Origin of the sequence: Mycobacterium sp. 050134 (genome assembly GCF_036409085.1) — a bacterium.
Lineage (GTDB): Bacteria > Actinomycetota > Actinomycetes > Mycobacteriales > Mycobacteriaceae > Mycobacterium.
In genome coordinates, this window is record NZ_JAZGLV010000009.1 from 129394 (window position 1) to 144542 (window position 15149).

Annotated in this window: 16 protein-coding genes and 3 pseudogenes; 11 read left to right on the forward strand and 8 right to left on the reverse strand. The window is 69.1% G+C overall.

Annotated features, from left to right (window positions below; genetic code table 11):
* Positions 1 to 54: 54 nt before the first annotated feature.
* Together aceA and SKC42_RS12845 are read right to left on the reverse strand one after the other, a co-directional pair.
* Positions 55 to 2343 carry an isocitrate lyase ICL2 gene (gene aceA / locus SKC42_RS12840; protein ID WP_330964678.1) on the reverse strand — a complete coding sequence of 763 codons (2289 nt, stop codon included), beginning with the start codon at positions 2341 to 2343 and terminating at the stop codon, positions 55 to 57.
* A gap of 112 nt (positions 2344 to 2455) precedes the next feature.
* Positions 2456 to 3193, reverse strand: coding sequence for an MBL fold metallo-hydrolase (locus tag SKC42_RS12845; RefSeq protein ID WP_330964679.1), 738 nt, complete (start codon positions 3191 to 3193; stop codon positions 2456 to 2458).
* 106 nt (positions 3194 to 3299) lie between these two features.
* Between SKC42_RS12845 and SKC42_RS12850 the strand changes: the two genes are divergently transcribed.
* From SKC42_RS12850 to SKC42_RS12860, 3 genes are read left to right on the forward strand one after another with little or no spacing between them, the layout of a single operon-like run.
* Positions 3300 to 4313, forward strand: a complete 1014-nt coding sequence (locus tag SKC42_RS12850; RefSeq protein ID WP_330964680.1) for a zinc-binding dehydrogenase — start codon at positions 3300 to 3302, stop codon at positions 4311 to 4313.
* Between the two features lie 49 nt (positions 4314 to 4362).
* Complete coding sequence (locus SKC42_RS12855) at positions 4363 to 4806, forward strand: SRPBCC family protein (protein ID WP_330964681.1); 444 nt, start codon at positions 4363 to 4365, stop codon at positions 4804 to 4806.
* 50 nt (positions 4807 to 4856) lie between these two features.
* Positions 4857 to 5444: a YbhB/YbcL family Raf kinase inhibitor-like protein gene (locus tag SKC42_RS12860; protein ID WP_330964682.1), complete on the forward strand. Its 588-nt coding sequence runs from the start codon at positions 4857 to 4859 to the stop codon at positions 5442 to 5444.
* A gap of 17 nt (positions 5445 to 5461) precedes the next feature.
* Here the strand turns inward: SKC42_RS12860 and SKC42_RS12865 are convergent, their stop codons facing one another.
* A complete protein-coding gene (locus SKC42_RS12865; RefSeq protein WP_330964683.1) occupies positions 5462 to 6343 on the reverse strand; it encodes a LysR family transcriptional regulator in 882 nt (293 codons plus the stop codon).
* A 94-nt stretch (positions 6344 to 6437) separates the two neighbouring features.
* Here SKC42_RS12865 and SKC42_RS12870 point away from each other — a divergent pair, with 94 nt between their 5' ends.
* From SKC42_RS12870 to SKC42_RS12885, 4 genes and pseudogenes are all read left to right on the forward strand, one after another.
* Positions 6438 to 6830: a tautomerase family protein gene (locus SKC42_RS12870; RefSeq protein WP_330964684.1), complete on the forward strand. Its 393-nt coding sequence runs from the start codon at positions 6438 to 6440 to the stop codon at positions 6828 to 6830.
* On the forward strand, positions 6827 to 7783 hold the full coding sequence (locus tag SKC42_RS12875; protein ID WP_330964685.1) for an NAD(P)H-dependent flavin oxidoreductase: 957 nt from the start codon (positions 6827 to 6829) through the stop codon (positions 7781 to 7783). The genes SKC42_RS12870 and SKC42_RS12875 overlap by 4 nt, the downstream gene beginning before the upstream one ends.
* 135 nt (positions 7784 to 7918) lie before the next feature.
* A pseudogene (locus SKC42_RS12880) lies at positions 7919 to 8080 on the forward strand (SRPBCC family protein); the annotation flags it as partial.
* A gap of 293 nt (positions 8081 to 8373) precedes the next feature.
* Positions 8374 to 8817, forward strand: a pseudogene (locus tag SKC42_RS12885) (Fur family transcriptional regulator); the annotation flags it as partial.
* A 309-nt stretch (positions 8818 to 9126) separates the two neighbouring features.
* Here the strand turns inward: SKC42_RS12885 and SKC42_RS12890 are convergent.
* Positions 9127 to 9357, reverse strand: a complete 231-nt coding sequence (locus SKC42_RS12890) for a hypothetical protein (protein WP_330964686.1) — start codon at positions 9355 to 9357, stop codon at positions 9127 to 9129.
* 117 nt (positions 9358 to 9474) lie between these two features.
* On the opposite strand from SKC42_RS12890, the gene SKC42_RS12895 reads away from it, so the two are divergent.
* Together SKC42_RS12895 and SKC42_RS12900 are read left to right on the forward strand one after the other, a co-directional pair.
* A complete protein-coding gene (locus SKC42_RS12895; RefSeq protein ID WP_330964687.1) occupies positions 9475 to 9936 on the forward strand; it encodes a hypothetical protein in 462 nt (153 codons plus the stop codon).
* Positions 9937 to 9952: 16 nt separating this feature from the next.
* Positions 9953 to 10924, forward strand: a complete 972-nt coding sequence (locus tag SKC42_RS12900; protein ID WP_330964688.1) for an FAD-dependent oxidoreductase — start codon at positions 9953 to 9955, stop codon at positions 10922 to 10924.
* On the opposite strand, the gene SKC42_RS12905 is transcribed toward SKC42_RS12900, so the two are convergent.
* Positions 10911 to 11303 carry a phage holin family protein gene (locus SKC42_RS12905; protein WP_330964689.1) on the reverse strand — a complete coding sequence of 131 codons (393 nt, stop codon included), beginning with the start codon at positions 11301 to 11303 and terminating at the stop codon, positions 10911 to 10913. The two genes, SKC42_RS12900 and SKC42_RS12905, sit on opposite strands and share 14 nt — an antisense overlap.
* A gap of 46 nt (positions 11304 to 11349) precedes the next feature.
* Positions 11350 to 11508: pseudogene (locus SKC42_RS12910) on the reverse strand (amidohydrolase family protein); the annotation flags it as partial.
* Between the two features lie 311 nt (positions 11509 to 11819).
* Here SKC42_RS12910 and SKC42_RS12915 point away from each other — a divergent pair.
* The gene (locus tag SKC42_RS12915; RefSeq protein ID WP_442932125.1) at positions 11820 to 13016 is read left to right on the forward strand and encodes an MFS transporter; all 1197 of its coding nucleotides are present in this window, start codon (positions 11820 to 11822) and stop codon (positions 13014 to 13016) included.
* Positions 13017 to 13018: 2 nt separating this feature from the next.
* Here SKC42_RS12915 and SKC42_RS12920 read toward each other — a convergent pair whose 3' ends face one another.
* Positions 13019 to 14305: a competence/damage-inducible protein A gene (locus tag SKC42_RS12920; RefSeq protein WP_442932117.1), complete on the reverse strand. Its 1287-nt coding sequence runs from the start codon at positions 14303 to 14305 to the stop codon at positions 13019 to 13021.
* A 10-nt stretch (positions 14306 to 14315) separates the two neighbouring features.
* Positions 14316 to 14651, reverse strand: coding sequence for an MTH1187 family thiamine-binding protein (locus tag SKC42_RS12925; RefSeq protein ID WP_330964692.1), 336 nt, complete (start codon positions 14649 to 14651; stop codon positions 14316 to 14318).
* Between the two features lie 40 nt (positions 14652 to 14691).
* On the opposite strand from SKC42_RS12925, the gene dtd reads away from it, so the two are divergent.
* Positions 14692 to 15123 (forward strand): D-aminoacyl-tRNA deacylase, encoded by a 432-nt coding sequence (gene dtd / locus SKC42_RS12930; protein ID WP_330964693.1) that lies wholly within the window; start codon positions 14692 to 14694, stop codon positions 15121 to 15123.
* Positions 15124 to 15149: the final 26 nt, after the last annotated feature.

The window sequence follows — 15149 nt, forward strand, 5'->3', positions numbered from 1 at the left end:
TGAAGGCCACCCGGGGGCCAGCCAGCGATGAAGACGCGGCCGATATACCGCCGGCTAATCCTCTTTGGTGATCAGCTTCCGCAGCGCCACGCGGTCGGGCTTGAGCAACTCCTCGATGCGCGGCCGGTTGACCTCGGCGACGATGATCTCGCCCACCTCCTGGTTGACCTCGGTGAAGATGCCGTGCGACTTCATCTTCGAGGTCTGGTACAGGTTGTCCTCAGTGGGCGTGACGTAGTAAACCGCGTCGGCCTTGAACCGGTGCACCAGCCAGAGGTGGATGAGCGTCATCAGCCGCTTCTGGCGCAGCTTCTCCGCGAACGTGTTCTGGTCGCGCACCGTGAGGATGCTGCGGCCGTGCCGGTCCAGGATGGGGTCGAACACGACGTTGGCCAGCTGCTCGTCGCCCTTGCCGTAGATGCCGAGCACCAGCACGTCGGAGCCGGCCCGCCGCGGACGCAGTTGCACCCGCAGCTTCTCGCCGAGGTGGTAGTGCTCGCTCCACAGCGTCAGCCACTCCTCCAGCAGCTTCTTCGGCACCTCGGTCTGGACGAGGTGCTGATGCTGCGTCGAACCCTTGCCCATGGCCTTGGTGGTCGCCGTGCGCCCGGACGACGCCGCCAGGGCGGCGTCGCTGCGCGGGCCGCCCACCAGAGTCTGGGGTGTCCGGTACGGGGACTCGACGAGGCGCATCTTGCGCTGCAGGCGCGCCAACGCGAGCATGCCGTCCTGCCGCAGCGCGGTGGCGAACTCCTCGGCCGCGACACCGTCGATCTGGTGTCCGCCGTAGGTGATGAAGTTGAAGACGAAGCCCATCTTGCCGAGCTCCTCGGGGAAGCGCCGCATCTCCTCATCGGTCATGCCGGTGGTGTCCCAGTTGAACGACGGGGACAGGTTGTAGGCCAGCATCTGGTTGGGGAACTTCGCGTGGATCGCCTCGGCGAACTGCCGCGCGTCGGCCAGATCGGCGGTCTTGGTCTCCATCCAGAGAATGTCGGCGAACGGCGCCGCCGCCAGCGATTTGGCGATCGCGTAGGGAATGCCGCCGCGGATCTGGTAGTAGCCTTCGGGCGTCTTCGCCAGCTCGCAATCCCAGCCGGGGTTGACGCCAAGCTCCTTGGCCTTCTCCCGTGCGACGTAGAGCGACGCGGTGGCGGCGAAGTCGCGCCACTCCTCGGGACTCATGCCGGCCGGCTCGCCCTCCCGCTCGCCGAAGGCGAGCATCTCGGCGACGGCCTCGCCGTAGGTCATCAGCCCGGCGTCGTCCTCCCAGGCCGCCACGAACCGCGACTCGACCTGATCGAAGAGGTCGTCGATCGACGCCTGCCCGTTCTCCCGCCACGTGTTGACGGCGTCGGAGATCACGCCCTGAATTCCTTGGCGCTCAAGCCAAGCCATCGCGGCGGCGTACTCCGAGTCGGCCATGGCGTACAGCAGGTGGCCGTTGAGGTCCTTGACGCCTAACTCGTAGAACCGCCGAACCAGGGCGAGGAAACACGCCTTGTAGGACGGGATGTTCAGGTTGGTGGCGCCGAGGAGGAACGGTTGGTCGCGCTCGTCGCCGCGGCTGTCGATCAGGTTGGCCGCCTCCGCGTCGGTCCGCGCGACGATGATGCCGGGCACCCGCATGACATCGAGCTGGAACCGAGCGGCGTTGAGGCGCTTGATCTGTTCGTCGGACGGCACCAATACCTTGCCGCCCTGGTGGCCGCACTTCTTGGTGCCCGGGCGCTGGTCCTCGATGTGGTATCCCGGCACGCCCACCTCGACGAAGCGGCGAACGAGGTTCCGCACGTGCGGGTCGCCGCCGTGCCCGGTGTCGGCGTCGGCGATGATGAACGGCCGGTAGTCGTACGCCGGCGTCGTCTCTCGCTGCTGCTCACTCATGTGCAGCCGCTGGAAGTGTTGGTTGCGGTCGGCGGTGAGCAGGGCGCGCACCAGGACGGCGGCGTCGTCGGGCACCTGGCTCAGCGGGTAGCTGGCCAGGTCGGGGCCGGGGTCTTCGGTGGTGGAGCCCTTCGCCGAGGTCGCCCAGCCGCCGAGATAAATGGCTTCGATGCCCATCCGTTTCATGCTCACGGCCTGGCCGGGCGAGTACGGGCCGAAGGTCGTCACGCTCTTCTTCGCCGCAAATAGTTCGCGCAGCCGGTCGTAGAACGCGGCCGCCGCGTCGCGGGCGACGGTGTAGTCGGTGGGGATGGTGCCCCGTTGCTCGACCACCTGGCGGGCGGTGTACAGGCGGGTGATGTTGTCAAATCGCGGGCCGTCGAAGTACCGCTGGGTGGCGGCGACCTCGTCTTCGAACGATGTACGAACCTCGGTGTCCGTGTCGATGATGGCCATGGGGTTGGGCTCCTCTTTCCGCACGAATTCGCTGTGCGTGAGTGTATCCCCGGGGGCCCTGTCAAATCAGGGGTCAATAGTCACCGAGCCGTGAGCCGGGCCCGAACCGTCGTCAACCCCGCTGCGGCGCGTGGGACTGCCCGGGGTCCGCGGCGGCCCGCAACCAATCCCGCTGTCGGCGAACGTAATCCGCGTCAACCACCCGGCCGTGGCCCGGCACGTAGACGGCCTCGGGCCCGCCGAGTGCCAATACCCGGTCGAGCGTCGCCGGCCACGCGGGCACGTCGGAGTCCGCGTCGATGGCCGGATCGCCGGACTCCTCGACGAGATCACCGGTGAACACGACGGCCGGATCCGCGTCGTCGGCCGGGGGCACCACCACCACCAGATCCGACCCGGTGTGGCCTCGGCCCGGGTGGGCGATCGTGACGACGCGGTCGCCGAGGTCGACGACGGCGTCGCAAACGGCGTGCCGTGGGGTGCGGAGGGCCGCGATCGCGCGGTCGATCTCCGCGGCGTCGGCGCCGTGGCTCAGCGCGTCGGCGCGCAGCGAGTCGGTCGCCGAGGCCAGGTGGTCGACGACCTCGGGCGCGCAGTACACCTCGACCCCGGCGAACCCCGAGGATCCGAGCACGTGGTCGAAGTGCTTATGCGTTAGCACAATCCGTGTGACCGGGCCACCGGTGAGCCGCCGAGCGTCGGCGTCGATCGCTGCCGCCTCCTCGAGCGTGGTGCCGGTGTCGATGAGCAGGGCTCCCGTGCGCCCCCGCACCAGCCCCACCGTGACGTCGCAGAACGGCAACCGGCAGCGGTGTACGCCGCGGGCGAGCTCTTCCCAGGAGAACTGCACGAGAGGAACGTAACCGCACGGGGGCGTCGGGTCCTCCCCCGCCAGCGCGCGCCGCGACGTCTGAAACCATCGACGGATCATCACGGTCGCCGCGGAGGAGCGAACAGTGCGCGCAGTCGTCATCACCAAGCACGGCGACCCGTCGGTCCTGCAGGTGCAGGAGCGACCCGAGCCGCCGCCACCGGGCCCGGGCCAGCTGCGGGTCGCCGTCCGGGCCGCGGGCGTCAACTTCGCTGATCATCTGGCGCGCGTGGGCCTGTATCCGGACGCCCCGAAGCTTCCGGCGGTGGTCGGTTACGAGGTTGCCGGGACCGTGATGGCCGTCGGCGACGGCATCGACGCCGGCCGCGTCGGGGAGCGCGTGCTGGCGGGCACCCGGTTCGGCGGCTACGCCGAGACCGTCAACGTCGCGGCCGCCGACGCGGTGCCGCTTCCCGACGCGCTGAGCTTCGAGCAGGGCGCGGCCGTGCCGGTCAACTACGCCACCGCGTGGGCGGCGCTGCACGGCTACGGGTCGCTTCGGGCCGGCGAGCGGGTGCTGGTGCACGCCGCGGCCGGGGGTGTCGGCATCGCGGCCATCCAATTCGCCAAGGCCGCCGGGGCGGAGGTGCACGGCACCTCGTCGCCCGGCAAGCACCGGAAATTGGCCGAGTTGGGCGTCGACCGCGCGATCGACTACCGCCGCGACGGCTGGTGGAAGGGACTGAAGGAGTCAAGCCCGTATGACATCGTGCTCGACGCCCTCGGCGGGACGTCGCTGCGGCGCTCCTACGCCCTGTTGCGGCCCGGCGGAAGGCTTGTGGCGTACGGGGTTTCGAACTTGCAACAGGGTGAGAAGCGCTCGCTGCGCACGGCCGCCCCGCAGGCGCTGGCGATGTTGCGCGGCTTCAATCTGATGGACCAACTGTCGGATTCGAAGGCCGTGATCGGGCTCAACATGCTGCGGCTGTGGGACGATCGGGGCACGCTCGAGCCGTGGATCGCTCCGTTGACCGAGGCGCTGCGCGACGGCACGGCCTCGCCGATCGTGCACGCCGCGGTGCCGTTCGCCGAGGCGCCCGAGGCGCACCGCATCCTGGCCGCTCGGGAAAACGTCGGCAAGGTGGTGCTGGTGCCATAGCATCTCGAATCTCCGTTTCGCGCCGGGCCCCAGCGGTTATCTTCATCCCATGGCTGTCACCGAGTCCCGCGAGATCGACATCGAGGCGACGCCCGCCGAGGTGATGGACGTGCTGTTCGACCTCGAGTCGCTGCCGCAGTGGTCTTCGGTGCACCAGGAGGTCGAGATTCTCGAGCGCGATGACGAGGGCCACCCCAGCAAGTCCCGCCAGGTGGTCAAGCTCGTCGGGGTCAGCGAAGAACAGGTGCTCAACTACACGATTCACGACGACGGGGTGAGCTGGACGCTCGATCATGCCAAACAGCAACGCGCCCAAGAGGGCCGGTACACGTTGACCCCCGAGGGCGATGTCACCCGCGTCCGCTTCGAGCTCACCGTGGACCTGCTGATGCCGGTCCCGGGATTCCTGGTCAGGCGGGGCGCGAAGAGCCTAATGGACACGGCCACCAAGGGGTTGCGCAAGCGGGTGCTGGAGGTCAAGAAACGGGGCTAAGGCCCCGAGCCGGCCTTCCATCTTTCCTCGCGGTCGGCGAGACTTCTGGGATGGAATCCTCGATGGCCCGGGCATGCGCCGTCGGTGGGCTGGCGTTGGCGCTGGCCGGCTGCGGCGGTGGCGGTGGCGGCCACATGACGGCGCCGCTTACACCGAAGGTGACCACGCTCGGGCGGACCATCGCCCAGGCGCCCCCCGACGCGCCACTGACGATCAGCAGCCCCGCCTTCGCCGACGGAGCGCCGATCCCCGTGCAATACACGTGCAAGGGCGCCAACATATCTCCGCCGCTGACGTGGTCGGCACCGCTGGGCGCGGCACTGGTGGTCGACGACCCGGACGCCGTCCACGGCACCTTCGTCCACTGGATCGTGGTGGGCATCCCACCCGGACCGGGAAGCACCGCCGACGGCCAGACGCCGGCCGGCGCAACCAGCCTGCCCAACTCGGCCGGACGGCCCGGCTACAGCGGACCCTGCCCGCCAGCGGGCACCGGGGTGCACCGCTACCGGTTCACCCTTTACCAGCTGCCGGCCACATTCCAGCTCCCGCCGGGGCTCGGCGGGCCGCAGGCGATGCAGGCGATCACCCGCGCGACGGCCGCGCAGGCTCAATACACGGGCACCTTCGGAGAGTGACGCCGGCGGGCGCACGGTCACACGGAGCGGAGGTCCGCCGCGCTGGCGAGGGCCGCCTCGACGAAACGACGCAGCACCGCGTTGCGCGGGCGCCGCGGAACCGCCAGCGCGACCGGACTGTCGGGCGCGCCGCGTAACGCGATGAACCGTACGCCAGGATGAATGTTCCGGCGGACGGCGACGTCCGGAATGACGCCGATGCCGCGGTCCGTGGCCACGGATTCGATCCACTCGTCGAAATTCTCGGTGGCAATGATGGTTTCGGGGCCGGCTCCGGCGGGCCACGACCACGGCCCGGTGGTCCCGCTGGTGGTGTTGACGACGAGCGGCCACCGCGGGACGTCCGCCCAGTCCAGCTCGGTCCGCTGCGCCAGGGGCGAATGGACGGAGCAGACGGCCACCCGAGGCTCGTCGAAGAGGTGCACGACCCGCACCTCGGTCGATCGCACCCGCCCGCGCACCACGGCGACGTCGACCTTGCCCTGCTGCACGGCGGTCAGCGCGTCGTCGGTACGGACCAGGGTGACGGTGGTGCCGGTGGCGCGCTCGAAGCGGGCCACCGTGTCCTGTGCCCACGGGTCGGGCAGCAGCCAGCTGAACCCGAGCCGGACGCTCGATTGGCGCCGCACCGCGGCTATCCCCTGTTCGAGCTCGGCGAGGACCCGTTCGGTGTGATCGAGGAACGCCCGGCCGGCCGCCGTCGGCTCGACATGGCGAGAACTCCGGTCGAGCAAAGTCACGCCGAGCGCGTCTTCGAGCTGCCGGATGGTGCGACTCAGGGCGGGCTGGGTGATGCTGAGCTGGGCGGCGGCGTGCGTGAACGACGCCAGCCGCGCGACCGCCACGAAGGCCCGCAGGTGCCGCAACTCGACACCGCCACCGGTCGCCTGGACCCCCATGCCTGGGAAGCATAGATCCACCGAGGCAGGCATTTCACACCCGGTTTCCGTGGGCCTAGCGTTGGCATCGGGCACACAAACTCTCGGAGGAAAAATGCCGCTGTTATATGTCGACCTCATCGAGGGCCGAACACCGGCTGAGGTCCGGGCATTGCTGGATGCGATTCACGATGCCGTCGTCGACGCGTTCGGGGTTCCGCCTCGCGACCGCTACCAGGTGGTGCGGACCCATCCCGCGTACGAAGTCGTCGCGCTGGACACCGGTCTGGGGATCACCCGTTCACCGCAACTGGTGATCGTGCACGTCGTCAGCCGGCGCCGTACCAGCGCCATGAAGGAGCAGTTCTTCAAGCTGCTGGCGGCTAACCTCGCCGACCGCTGCGGCCTCGACTCGGCCGACCTGATCGTCTCGATCACCGAAAACGGCGATGACGACTGGTCATTCGGGCATGGCCGGGCGCAGTTTCGCACCGGGGAACTGCAGTGAGGACGCGCCTCACCGAATTTCTCGGGATCGAGCATCCCGTCGTGTCGGCGCCGATGGCCGGAGTATCCGGCGGCCTGCTCGCGGCGGCGGTGACATCGGCCGGTGGCCTGGGGCTGATCGGCGGCGGCTACGGCGACGCCGACTGGCTGCGACGCGAATTCGACCACGCGGCCGGCGCGCGGGTTGGCGTCGGGTTCATCACCTGGAGTCTTGCCCGGCAACCCGCTCTCCTCGATCAGGCGCTGGCGCGGCAGCCGGCGGCGGTGATGCTGTCGTTCGGGGACCTGCGTCCCTTCGCCGACCGCATCCGCGCGGCTGCCGTGCCGTTGATCGCCCAGGTGCAGACCCTGGACCACGCCCGCCGGGCCGTGGACGCCGGCGCGGACATCCTCGTCGCCCAAGGCGGCGAGGCGGGCGGGCACGGGATGAGCGTCCGGTCCACCTTCACGCTCGTTCCGGACGTCGTCGACCTCGTCGCCGAGCGCTCCCCCGATTCGTTGGTACTTGCCGCCGGGGGCGTCGCAGACGGCCGCGCGCTGGCCGCGGCGCTCGCGCTGGGGGCCGACGGCGCCCTCGTGGGCACCCGGTTCTGGGCGTCGCGGGAAGCGCTGGCCTCACCGCGGGCACAGCAACGGGCGATCCGTGCCACCGGCGATGACACTTTCCGCACCCGCGTCTATGACATTGTGCGGCAACAGGAGTGGCCCGCGGAGTATAACGAGCGGGCCGTCGCAAACGCCTTCCTGGACAGCTGGCACGGCAACGAAGACGGACTGCTTGCGGCACTGCCCTACGCCGTGGCCGCCTACCAGAAGGCCGTGCTCACAGAGGATTTCGACGCCGCCGCGATCCTGCTGGGTGAGGCGGTGGGCCGCATCCGCGATGTCCGTCCCGCCGCGGACATCCTCGTCGACATGGTCGGCCAGGCCGCCGCCATCCTCCCGCGCGGTTAGTACAGGGGTGACCACGCGGAGGTCCGCGGCAGCCGGCTGTTCCATTGGTCGCGCATGTCGAGCACGTCGTGCATCCAGGTACCGCGGGCCCGGTGTTTCGGAGGGATGTGGCTGCGGAGCAGCTCCAGCAGTTGCTCGGGAACGACCGTCCTGACGTTTCACGAGACCTACCACGCCTACAACCCGGTGCTGCGCTTCTTGTTTGAGCGCCCCGCCCACGCCAAGATTTCCCGCGACAACCTCAAGACGTACGAGCACGCGCTCAAATTCGCCGGCCGGATTCGACGGCTTGCCTGAACCCATTCATTAGCAATGTATTTCGCCCGGCGCCGAGCCCGTAGTTATGTAGACGATATAAGTGGTTGGCGCTCAATCAAAGTCGCATGACCGGCGGTCATAGTCCGATCGCGCGCGGCGCTAAATTATTTCGGTCAATTTGCGACGGCGAGAGTCTATTGGCCCTAGCCTTGGCTGCGCCATGACACTAGGTTCCATCCCATGAAGCTCCTGCCTGCGGCAGCGCCGGCGCCTTCCGCGGATCTAAGGAAAGGGGCGTAGGCTTGACTAGCTCCAGAAAAGATTGGGCTTTCGTGCAGGCGTCCTCGGTGGCGGATTTCTCGGCACGACTGCGCGGAGCCGACCTCCGCATCACCCGCCCGCGAATCGCGGTCCTGCACGCGGTGCACACGAATCCGCACTCCGACACCGACACCATCATCCGGTTGGTTCGCGGTGGCCTGCCGGACGTCTCCCGGCAGGCCGTGTACGACGTGCTGCACGCGTTGACCAATGTAGGTTTGCTGCGCCGGGTTCAGCCCCCGGGTTCCGCCTGGCGCTACGAGACTCGGGTGGGCGACAACCACCACCACGTTGTCTGCCGTACGTGTGGGGCGATTGCCGACGTCGATTGTGCGGCCAGGGAGGCGCCCTGCCTCGCCTCCGGCGCGGCGAACGGCTTCGAGGTGGACGAGGCCGAGGTCACCTTCTGGGGCCGATGTCCCGACTGTCTCGCGTCCGACGCGGCGCGAGCCAACGTTGCCCCCGAGGTCCTCTCACAACTTCCAGCCGACATGTCGTGCCCGAGCGGCACCCGCCCCGCACCGCACAGCAACGGCCATTCGCGCCCAGCGCCACCGGCGACGTCGGAGGGATGGCATTCCCCGCACCCACTCACCTCCATCACGGTTTTGAAGGCGTCGGGAATCGGGACCGGTGGGTTGGGCGCCAGCGCCGGGTGGGCCCGCTACGACGTCCCCGACCCCACCGTGGCCGGTAACGGACCCCACAGCGATCCCTCCACTCCGCGCTGGGGCGATGTCGACGTGAAATGAGTGCTGGCGGGCTCAGGCGACGGCGGCCAGCAAGGCGACCACGGCGCCGACGCCCGCCACCACCGCGGCCAGCACGCAGAGCGACCCGAGCGCGGTCAGCTGGTCGTCGCGGCCGGCTTCCTTGTCGAGCATGACGCCGGCGATGCGGGGTATGCCGGCGCCGTAGGCGTAGGTGTTGGCGACGAATCCGACGACGAACAACGCCGCGCCCTCGACGGCGAGCATCACGGCCAGCCACACCATTGCGCAGAAGTACCCGCCGGTGCGTGACGGGAAACGGCGCGCCGCGCCCGTGTGCCGTCGCCTCCGCCCCGAAGCGAGGATGCACCCACCCGCCCCACCCCGGTACGCTGATGTTTTATGTGGTCGAGGGCAGTGTTGGCGGCAAAGGTGACCGTCGCGGGGGCGATGGTGGCTGGCTGGGCGGGAGCGGCGGGCGTCGCCGGCGCGGACCCGGACCCCACCCCGGCGCCCGACGCCCCTAAGACGACCATCGACCATGACGGCACCTTCGCGGTCGGCACCGATATCGCGCCCGGCATCTACAGCACGGCGGGGCCGGCCGGCAGCGGCACCTGCTACTGGAAGCGACTCGGCAATCCCGACGGCAACCTGATCGACAACGCCATGACCAAGAAGTCGCAGGTGGTGCAGATCGAGGCGACCGACAAATCGTTCAAGACATCGGGCTGCCAGCCCTGGCAGCTGACGCCCGACGCCGTCCCCCCGCCCACCACACCGCCGCCTGGCGTGCAGGGCACGCTCGGCATCCTCAACGGGCTGCTCGGCGGCCAGAACGGCCAGCAACCGCCCCACTCCTGACGGGAGCTCCGCCGCCGTGCCCGATGCCCCGCAGATCGTCGTGATCGGCGCGGGCGTCAGCGGTCTGACGTCGGCGATCTGCCTCGCCGAGGCGGGCCGGCCGGTGCGGGTGTGGTCCGCCGCCGTCGGGCGGCAAACGACCTCGGCGGTGGCGGGCGCGGTGTGGGCACCGCCGCGTCCGGGCTGCGCGAAGACGCTGCGGTGGAGCGAGCACTCCCTGCGGGTGTTCCGCGAGCTGGCCGACGAGCCCGACACCGGCGTGCGGATGGCGCCGGCACTGATCGCCGGCGGGTTGACGGGCGACGAGGCGGAATGGTCCGGGATCGGCCTGATCCCCGAGCTGCGCGCGGCCGACCCGTCTGACGTTCCCGAGGGCTTCGCCGCCGCCCATCGCGCCACCCTGCCGATGATCGACATGCCGCAGTACCTCGGCTACCTCACGCGGCGGCTGGTCGCTGCGGGCTGCGAGGTCGAGGCGCACGAGGTGCGGTCGCTCGGCGAGGCGGCCGGCGTCGCGCCCGTCGTCGTCAACTGCGCGGGCCTCGGCGCCCGCGCGTTCACGGGTGATCAGACGCTGCGGCCGGTCTTCGGCCAACACGTCGTCCTGACCAATCCCGGCCTGCGGCAACTGTGCCTGGAGCTGCATCACGGTCCCGAGTGGGTCTGCTACTTCCCCCACCCGCGGCGCGTGGTGTGCGGCGGGATCGGCATCCCCGACCGTTGGGACACCACCCCGGACCCCGAGATCACCGAGCGGATCCTGCGGCGGTGCCGGCGGATCGAGCCCCGACTTGGCGACGCCGGCACCATCGAGACGATCACGGCCTTGCGCCCGGACCGCCCGTCGGTGCGAGTGGAGGCGGAGCCCCTCGGGCGGTCCCGGTGCGTGCACAACTACGGGCACGGCAGCAACGGCGTCACCCTGTCGTGGGGCTGCGCCCGCGAAGTGACGCGGCTCGTCGAAGCCGGGCTCGCTAGCGGCGGCTGACGTCGCGGACGATCAGCGACAGCACCCAGCTCACAATCGACAACACGATCGCGGCCCAGATCGCGGTCCACCAGAAGTGGTCGATCTGCAGCCCCCAGTGGGTGGTGTGGGTCGTGATCCGGGCGGTGATCCACAGCATCAACGCGTTGACGACGACATGGAACAGGCCCAGGGTCAGGATATACAGCGGGATTGACAAGAGCTGGACCACCGGCTTGATGAACGCGTTGACCAGGCCGAAGATCACCGCGACGACGAAGATGATGCCCGCTCTCTCGAGCTTCGTGTCGCCGCCTACGAAGCTCATGCCGTGCACGAAGAGGGTGACTAACCACAGCGCGAAGCCGGTCAATGCGGCGCGGATCAGAAAGGGGCCCATGTGGAAAGATCCTGCCACTCGGGTCGCGCCGACGTGAGCGTCGCGGTCAGTTCAGATTGTAGAAGCGCTGCGCGTTGCGCCCGCCGATCTTTTCGCTGGCGTCCTCGCTGATGTCGGTGCGCGTGCGCAGGTGCTTGGTGCTTTCCGGCCATTCGCCGTCCGAGTGGGGGTAATCGCTGGCGAACATGATGAAGTCGGCGCCCAGCTGCGGAGGGCAGCCCGCCCCCGGGCCGCGGTCCTCCGGGTAGTTGCGACCCCCGAACGTCAACCTGCTGCCGTCGGCGACCGGCCTGATGCGTTGCGGTCAGCGCTTGATCGCTTCGGTCGCGAGCGAGGCGTTCTCCGCGACGTGCCCGTCCGCGTCGATAATCCGCAGGTATCCGAAACTTACTCTCGCGCTATCACGCTCGGTACTGCAACGATGCTGACGTGACCCGTGCAAAGAAGCCAAGCCCCAGACAGAAGTTGAACGCCGATCAGCGGAACTCGTTCGTCGCCGCGTTATTGGGCTGGACGATGGATGCCTTCGATTACTTCATCGTGGTGCTCGTCTACGCCGACATCGCGAAGACGTTCCACCACAGCAAGGCCGAGGTCGCATTCGTCACGACGGCCACGCTGATCATGCGACCCGTGGGGGCGCTCCTGTTCGGGCTCTGGGCCGACCGCGTCGGCCGGCGCCTGCCGCTGATGGTCGACGTCATGTTCTATTCCGTCGTCGGGTTCCTCTGTGCGTTCGCACCCAACTTCACCGTGCTGGTGATCCTGCGGTTGCTGTATGGGATCGGCATGGGCGGCGAATGGGGGCTGGGCGCCGCGCTCGCCATGGAGAAGGTCCCCGTCGAGCGGCGCGGATTCTTCTCCGGGCTGCTGCAAGAGGGCTACGCCTTCGGCTACCTGTTGGCCAGCGTCGCGTCGCTGGTGGTGATGAACTGGCTCGGGCTCTCGTGGCGCTGGCTGTTCGCGCTCAGCATCATCCCCGCTCTGATCAGCCTGATCATCCGCTACCGGGTGGAGGAGTCCGAGGTGTGGGAGGCGGCCCAGGACCGGATGAAGCTCACCAGCACCAGGATCCGCGACGTGCTGCGCGACGCGAAGATCATCCGCCGGTTCGTCTACCTGGTGTTGCTGATGACGGCCTTCAACTGGATGAGCCACGGCACCCAGGACGTCTACCCGACCTTCCTGACGTCGACCGCGAACCACGGCGCCGGCCTGTCCAGCGCGACCGTGAAGTTGATCATCATCGTCTACAACCTCGGCGCGATCGCCGGCGGCCTGTTCTTCGGCACGCTGTCGCAACGCTTCAGCCGCCGCTACACGATCATCTTCTGCGCGTTGCTGGGCCTGCCGATTGTGCCGCTTTTCGCATACTCGCGCACCGCCGCGATGCTCTGTCTGGGCTCGTTCCTGATGCAGCTATGCGTGCAGGGCGCCTGGGGTGTGATCCCCGCGCACCTGACCGAGATGTCCCCGGACGCCATCCGCGGTCTCTACCCGGGCGTGACGTATCAATTGGGCAACCTCCTGGCGGCATTCAACCTGCCCATCCAGGAGCGCCTCGCCGAGTCGCACGGCTATCCCTTCGCGCTGGCGGCGACGATCGTGCCGGTGCTGATCGCGGTGGCGTGCCTGACGCTGATCGGCAAGGACGCCACCGGAATTCGTTTTGGGACCGGTGAAAGCGCTTTTCTGCCAGCCGCGGCCAAGTGAGGCTACTTGGCGCCGCTCAAGGTCCGCCGCAACAGGTGCATGGCGACCGTGGTCGAGCGCTCGCGGACGTCGGATCGGTTGCCGGGCAGGCGCAGCGTCCGCGTGTCGCCGCGGCCGTCGGCGAGCCGGACCGTGAAACACACGGTCCCCACCGGCTTTTCGGGTGTCCCACCGCCCGGGCCGGCGATGCCGGTGATCGCGACGGCGGTGTCTGCGCCGAAGCGCCGCAACGCCCCCGCGGCCATCGCCTCGGCGACCGGCTCGGAGACCGCGCCGTGCCGCTCGATCAGGTCTGGGTCCACCCCGAGCAGCTCGGTCTTGGCCTCGTTCGAATAGGCCACCACACCGCCCGCGACGTAGGCGGACGAACCGGCCCGGTCGGTCAGGCGCGCCGCCACCAGCCCCGCGGTGCAGGATTCCGCCGTCGCGATGCGCCGACCGTCCAGCAGCCGCGCGACCAGCTCGTCGATGCTGGAGCCATCCTCGGAGAAGATCTGATGGCCGTGCTGGTCGCGCAGGAGCTCCGTCAGCCGCGCATAGGCGTCGGCTGCTTCGGCAACAGCGGGCTCGTAGCGCGTCACGATCTCCACCTCGCCGCGCCGCAGGCAGGTGGTGATCTCGAGCCGCTCGAAGCCGGGGATGGCCCGCTCGGCGCCGCGTAGCGTCTCCGCCAGACCGGACTCGGGCAGACCGAACATGCGAATCATCTTCTGCTCGTACACGGTTCGGGCGGCGATCGCCCGCTGCGCGGCTTCCGTCTGGATCGCCGTGTGCCACATGGGCTGCAGCTCGCGCGGCGGCCCGGGAAGCACGATGACGGTCGGTTTGCCCGCAACGACGACACCCGGCGCGGTGCCGACCGGGTCGAGCACCTCGGCCCCCGCCGGGACCATTGCCTGCTTGCGGTTGGCGGCCCGGACGGCGTCGAAGTCGGCAGAGCTGAAAGCCGGGTTGCGCGCCATCATCTTCTTGAGGATCTCGGCGATCTTGCCCTCGGTTTCGGCGTCGAGGATGAGGTCGCGGCCGCAGAACCGGGCGACGACCTCGACGGTCATGTCGTCGGCGGTGGGGCCCAGGCCGCCGCTGGTGACGATCAGGTCCACGCCCTCGTCGGCCAGGAACCGCAGCTGCGCCTCGATGTCGGCGGGACGGTCGCCGCAGATGGTGATGTGCGCCAGCTCGACGCCCAGCTCCAGAAGGCGGTCGGCGATCCACGGGCCGTTGGCGTCTTGGACGCGTCCGGTGAGGACCTCGGTTCCGGTGACGACGATGCCTGCGCGTGCGCTCACCGGGACGAGCCTACTGGTCGGTTCCGGGCGCGGATGCGGCCTCACGCTCGGACAGGTAGCGCTCGACGGACGCCACCTTCCCCGTCATCGCGTCGTGGGTTCCGGCTCGCTGGTCCACCTTGATCACCGTGCTGACCCTGGGCGCGTGCGCCGCCACGGCCTCGACCGCGCGTTGCACGATGGCCATCACTTCTTCCCAGGTCTCGCCTTCGATCTCGGTGAACATCGAATCGGTCTTGTTGGGCAGGCCGGAAGCCCGAACCACCCGAACCGCTTCGGCAACGAGCTCGCCCACCCCCTCTCCCACGCCGAGCGGGGTGACGGAAAACGCGACGAGTACGGACACCTGACGAGCGTACCCAGCGGTCCTGGCAGCATCGAGGGCCATGCGGGTTCTGGTGCAGCGGGTGTCGTCGGCGGAGGTCAGTGTGGGAGGCCGGGTGGTGGGCGCGATCCGGCCGGAGCGGCAGGGTCTGCTCGCCTTCGTCGGGGTCACCCACAGCGACGACCCCGCTAAGGCTCGCCGGCTCGCCGAAAAGCTCTGGTATTTACGGATTCTCGCCGATGAGCGGTCCGCGGCCGACGTGGGCGCGCCGATCCTGGTGGTCAGCCAGTTCACGCTGTACGCCGACACCGCGAAGGGCCGCCGGCCGTCCTGGAATGCCGCGGCCCCTGGCGCGGTGGCCGAGCCGCTGGTCTCCGCGTTCGCGGATGCCTTGCGGGACCTCGGAGCCGACGTGGAGACGGGCGTGTTCGGGGCGAACATGCAGGTGGAGCTGGTCAACGACGGGCCGGTGACGGTGTTTCTCGAGGTGTGAGCGCGCCGCTGCAGGTACCTTGTTGC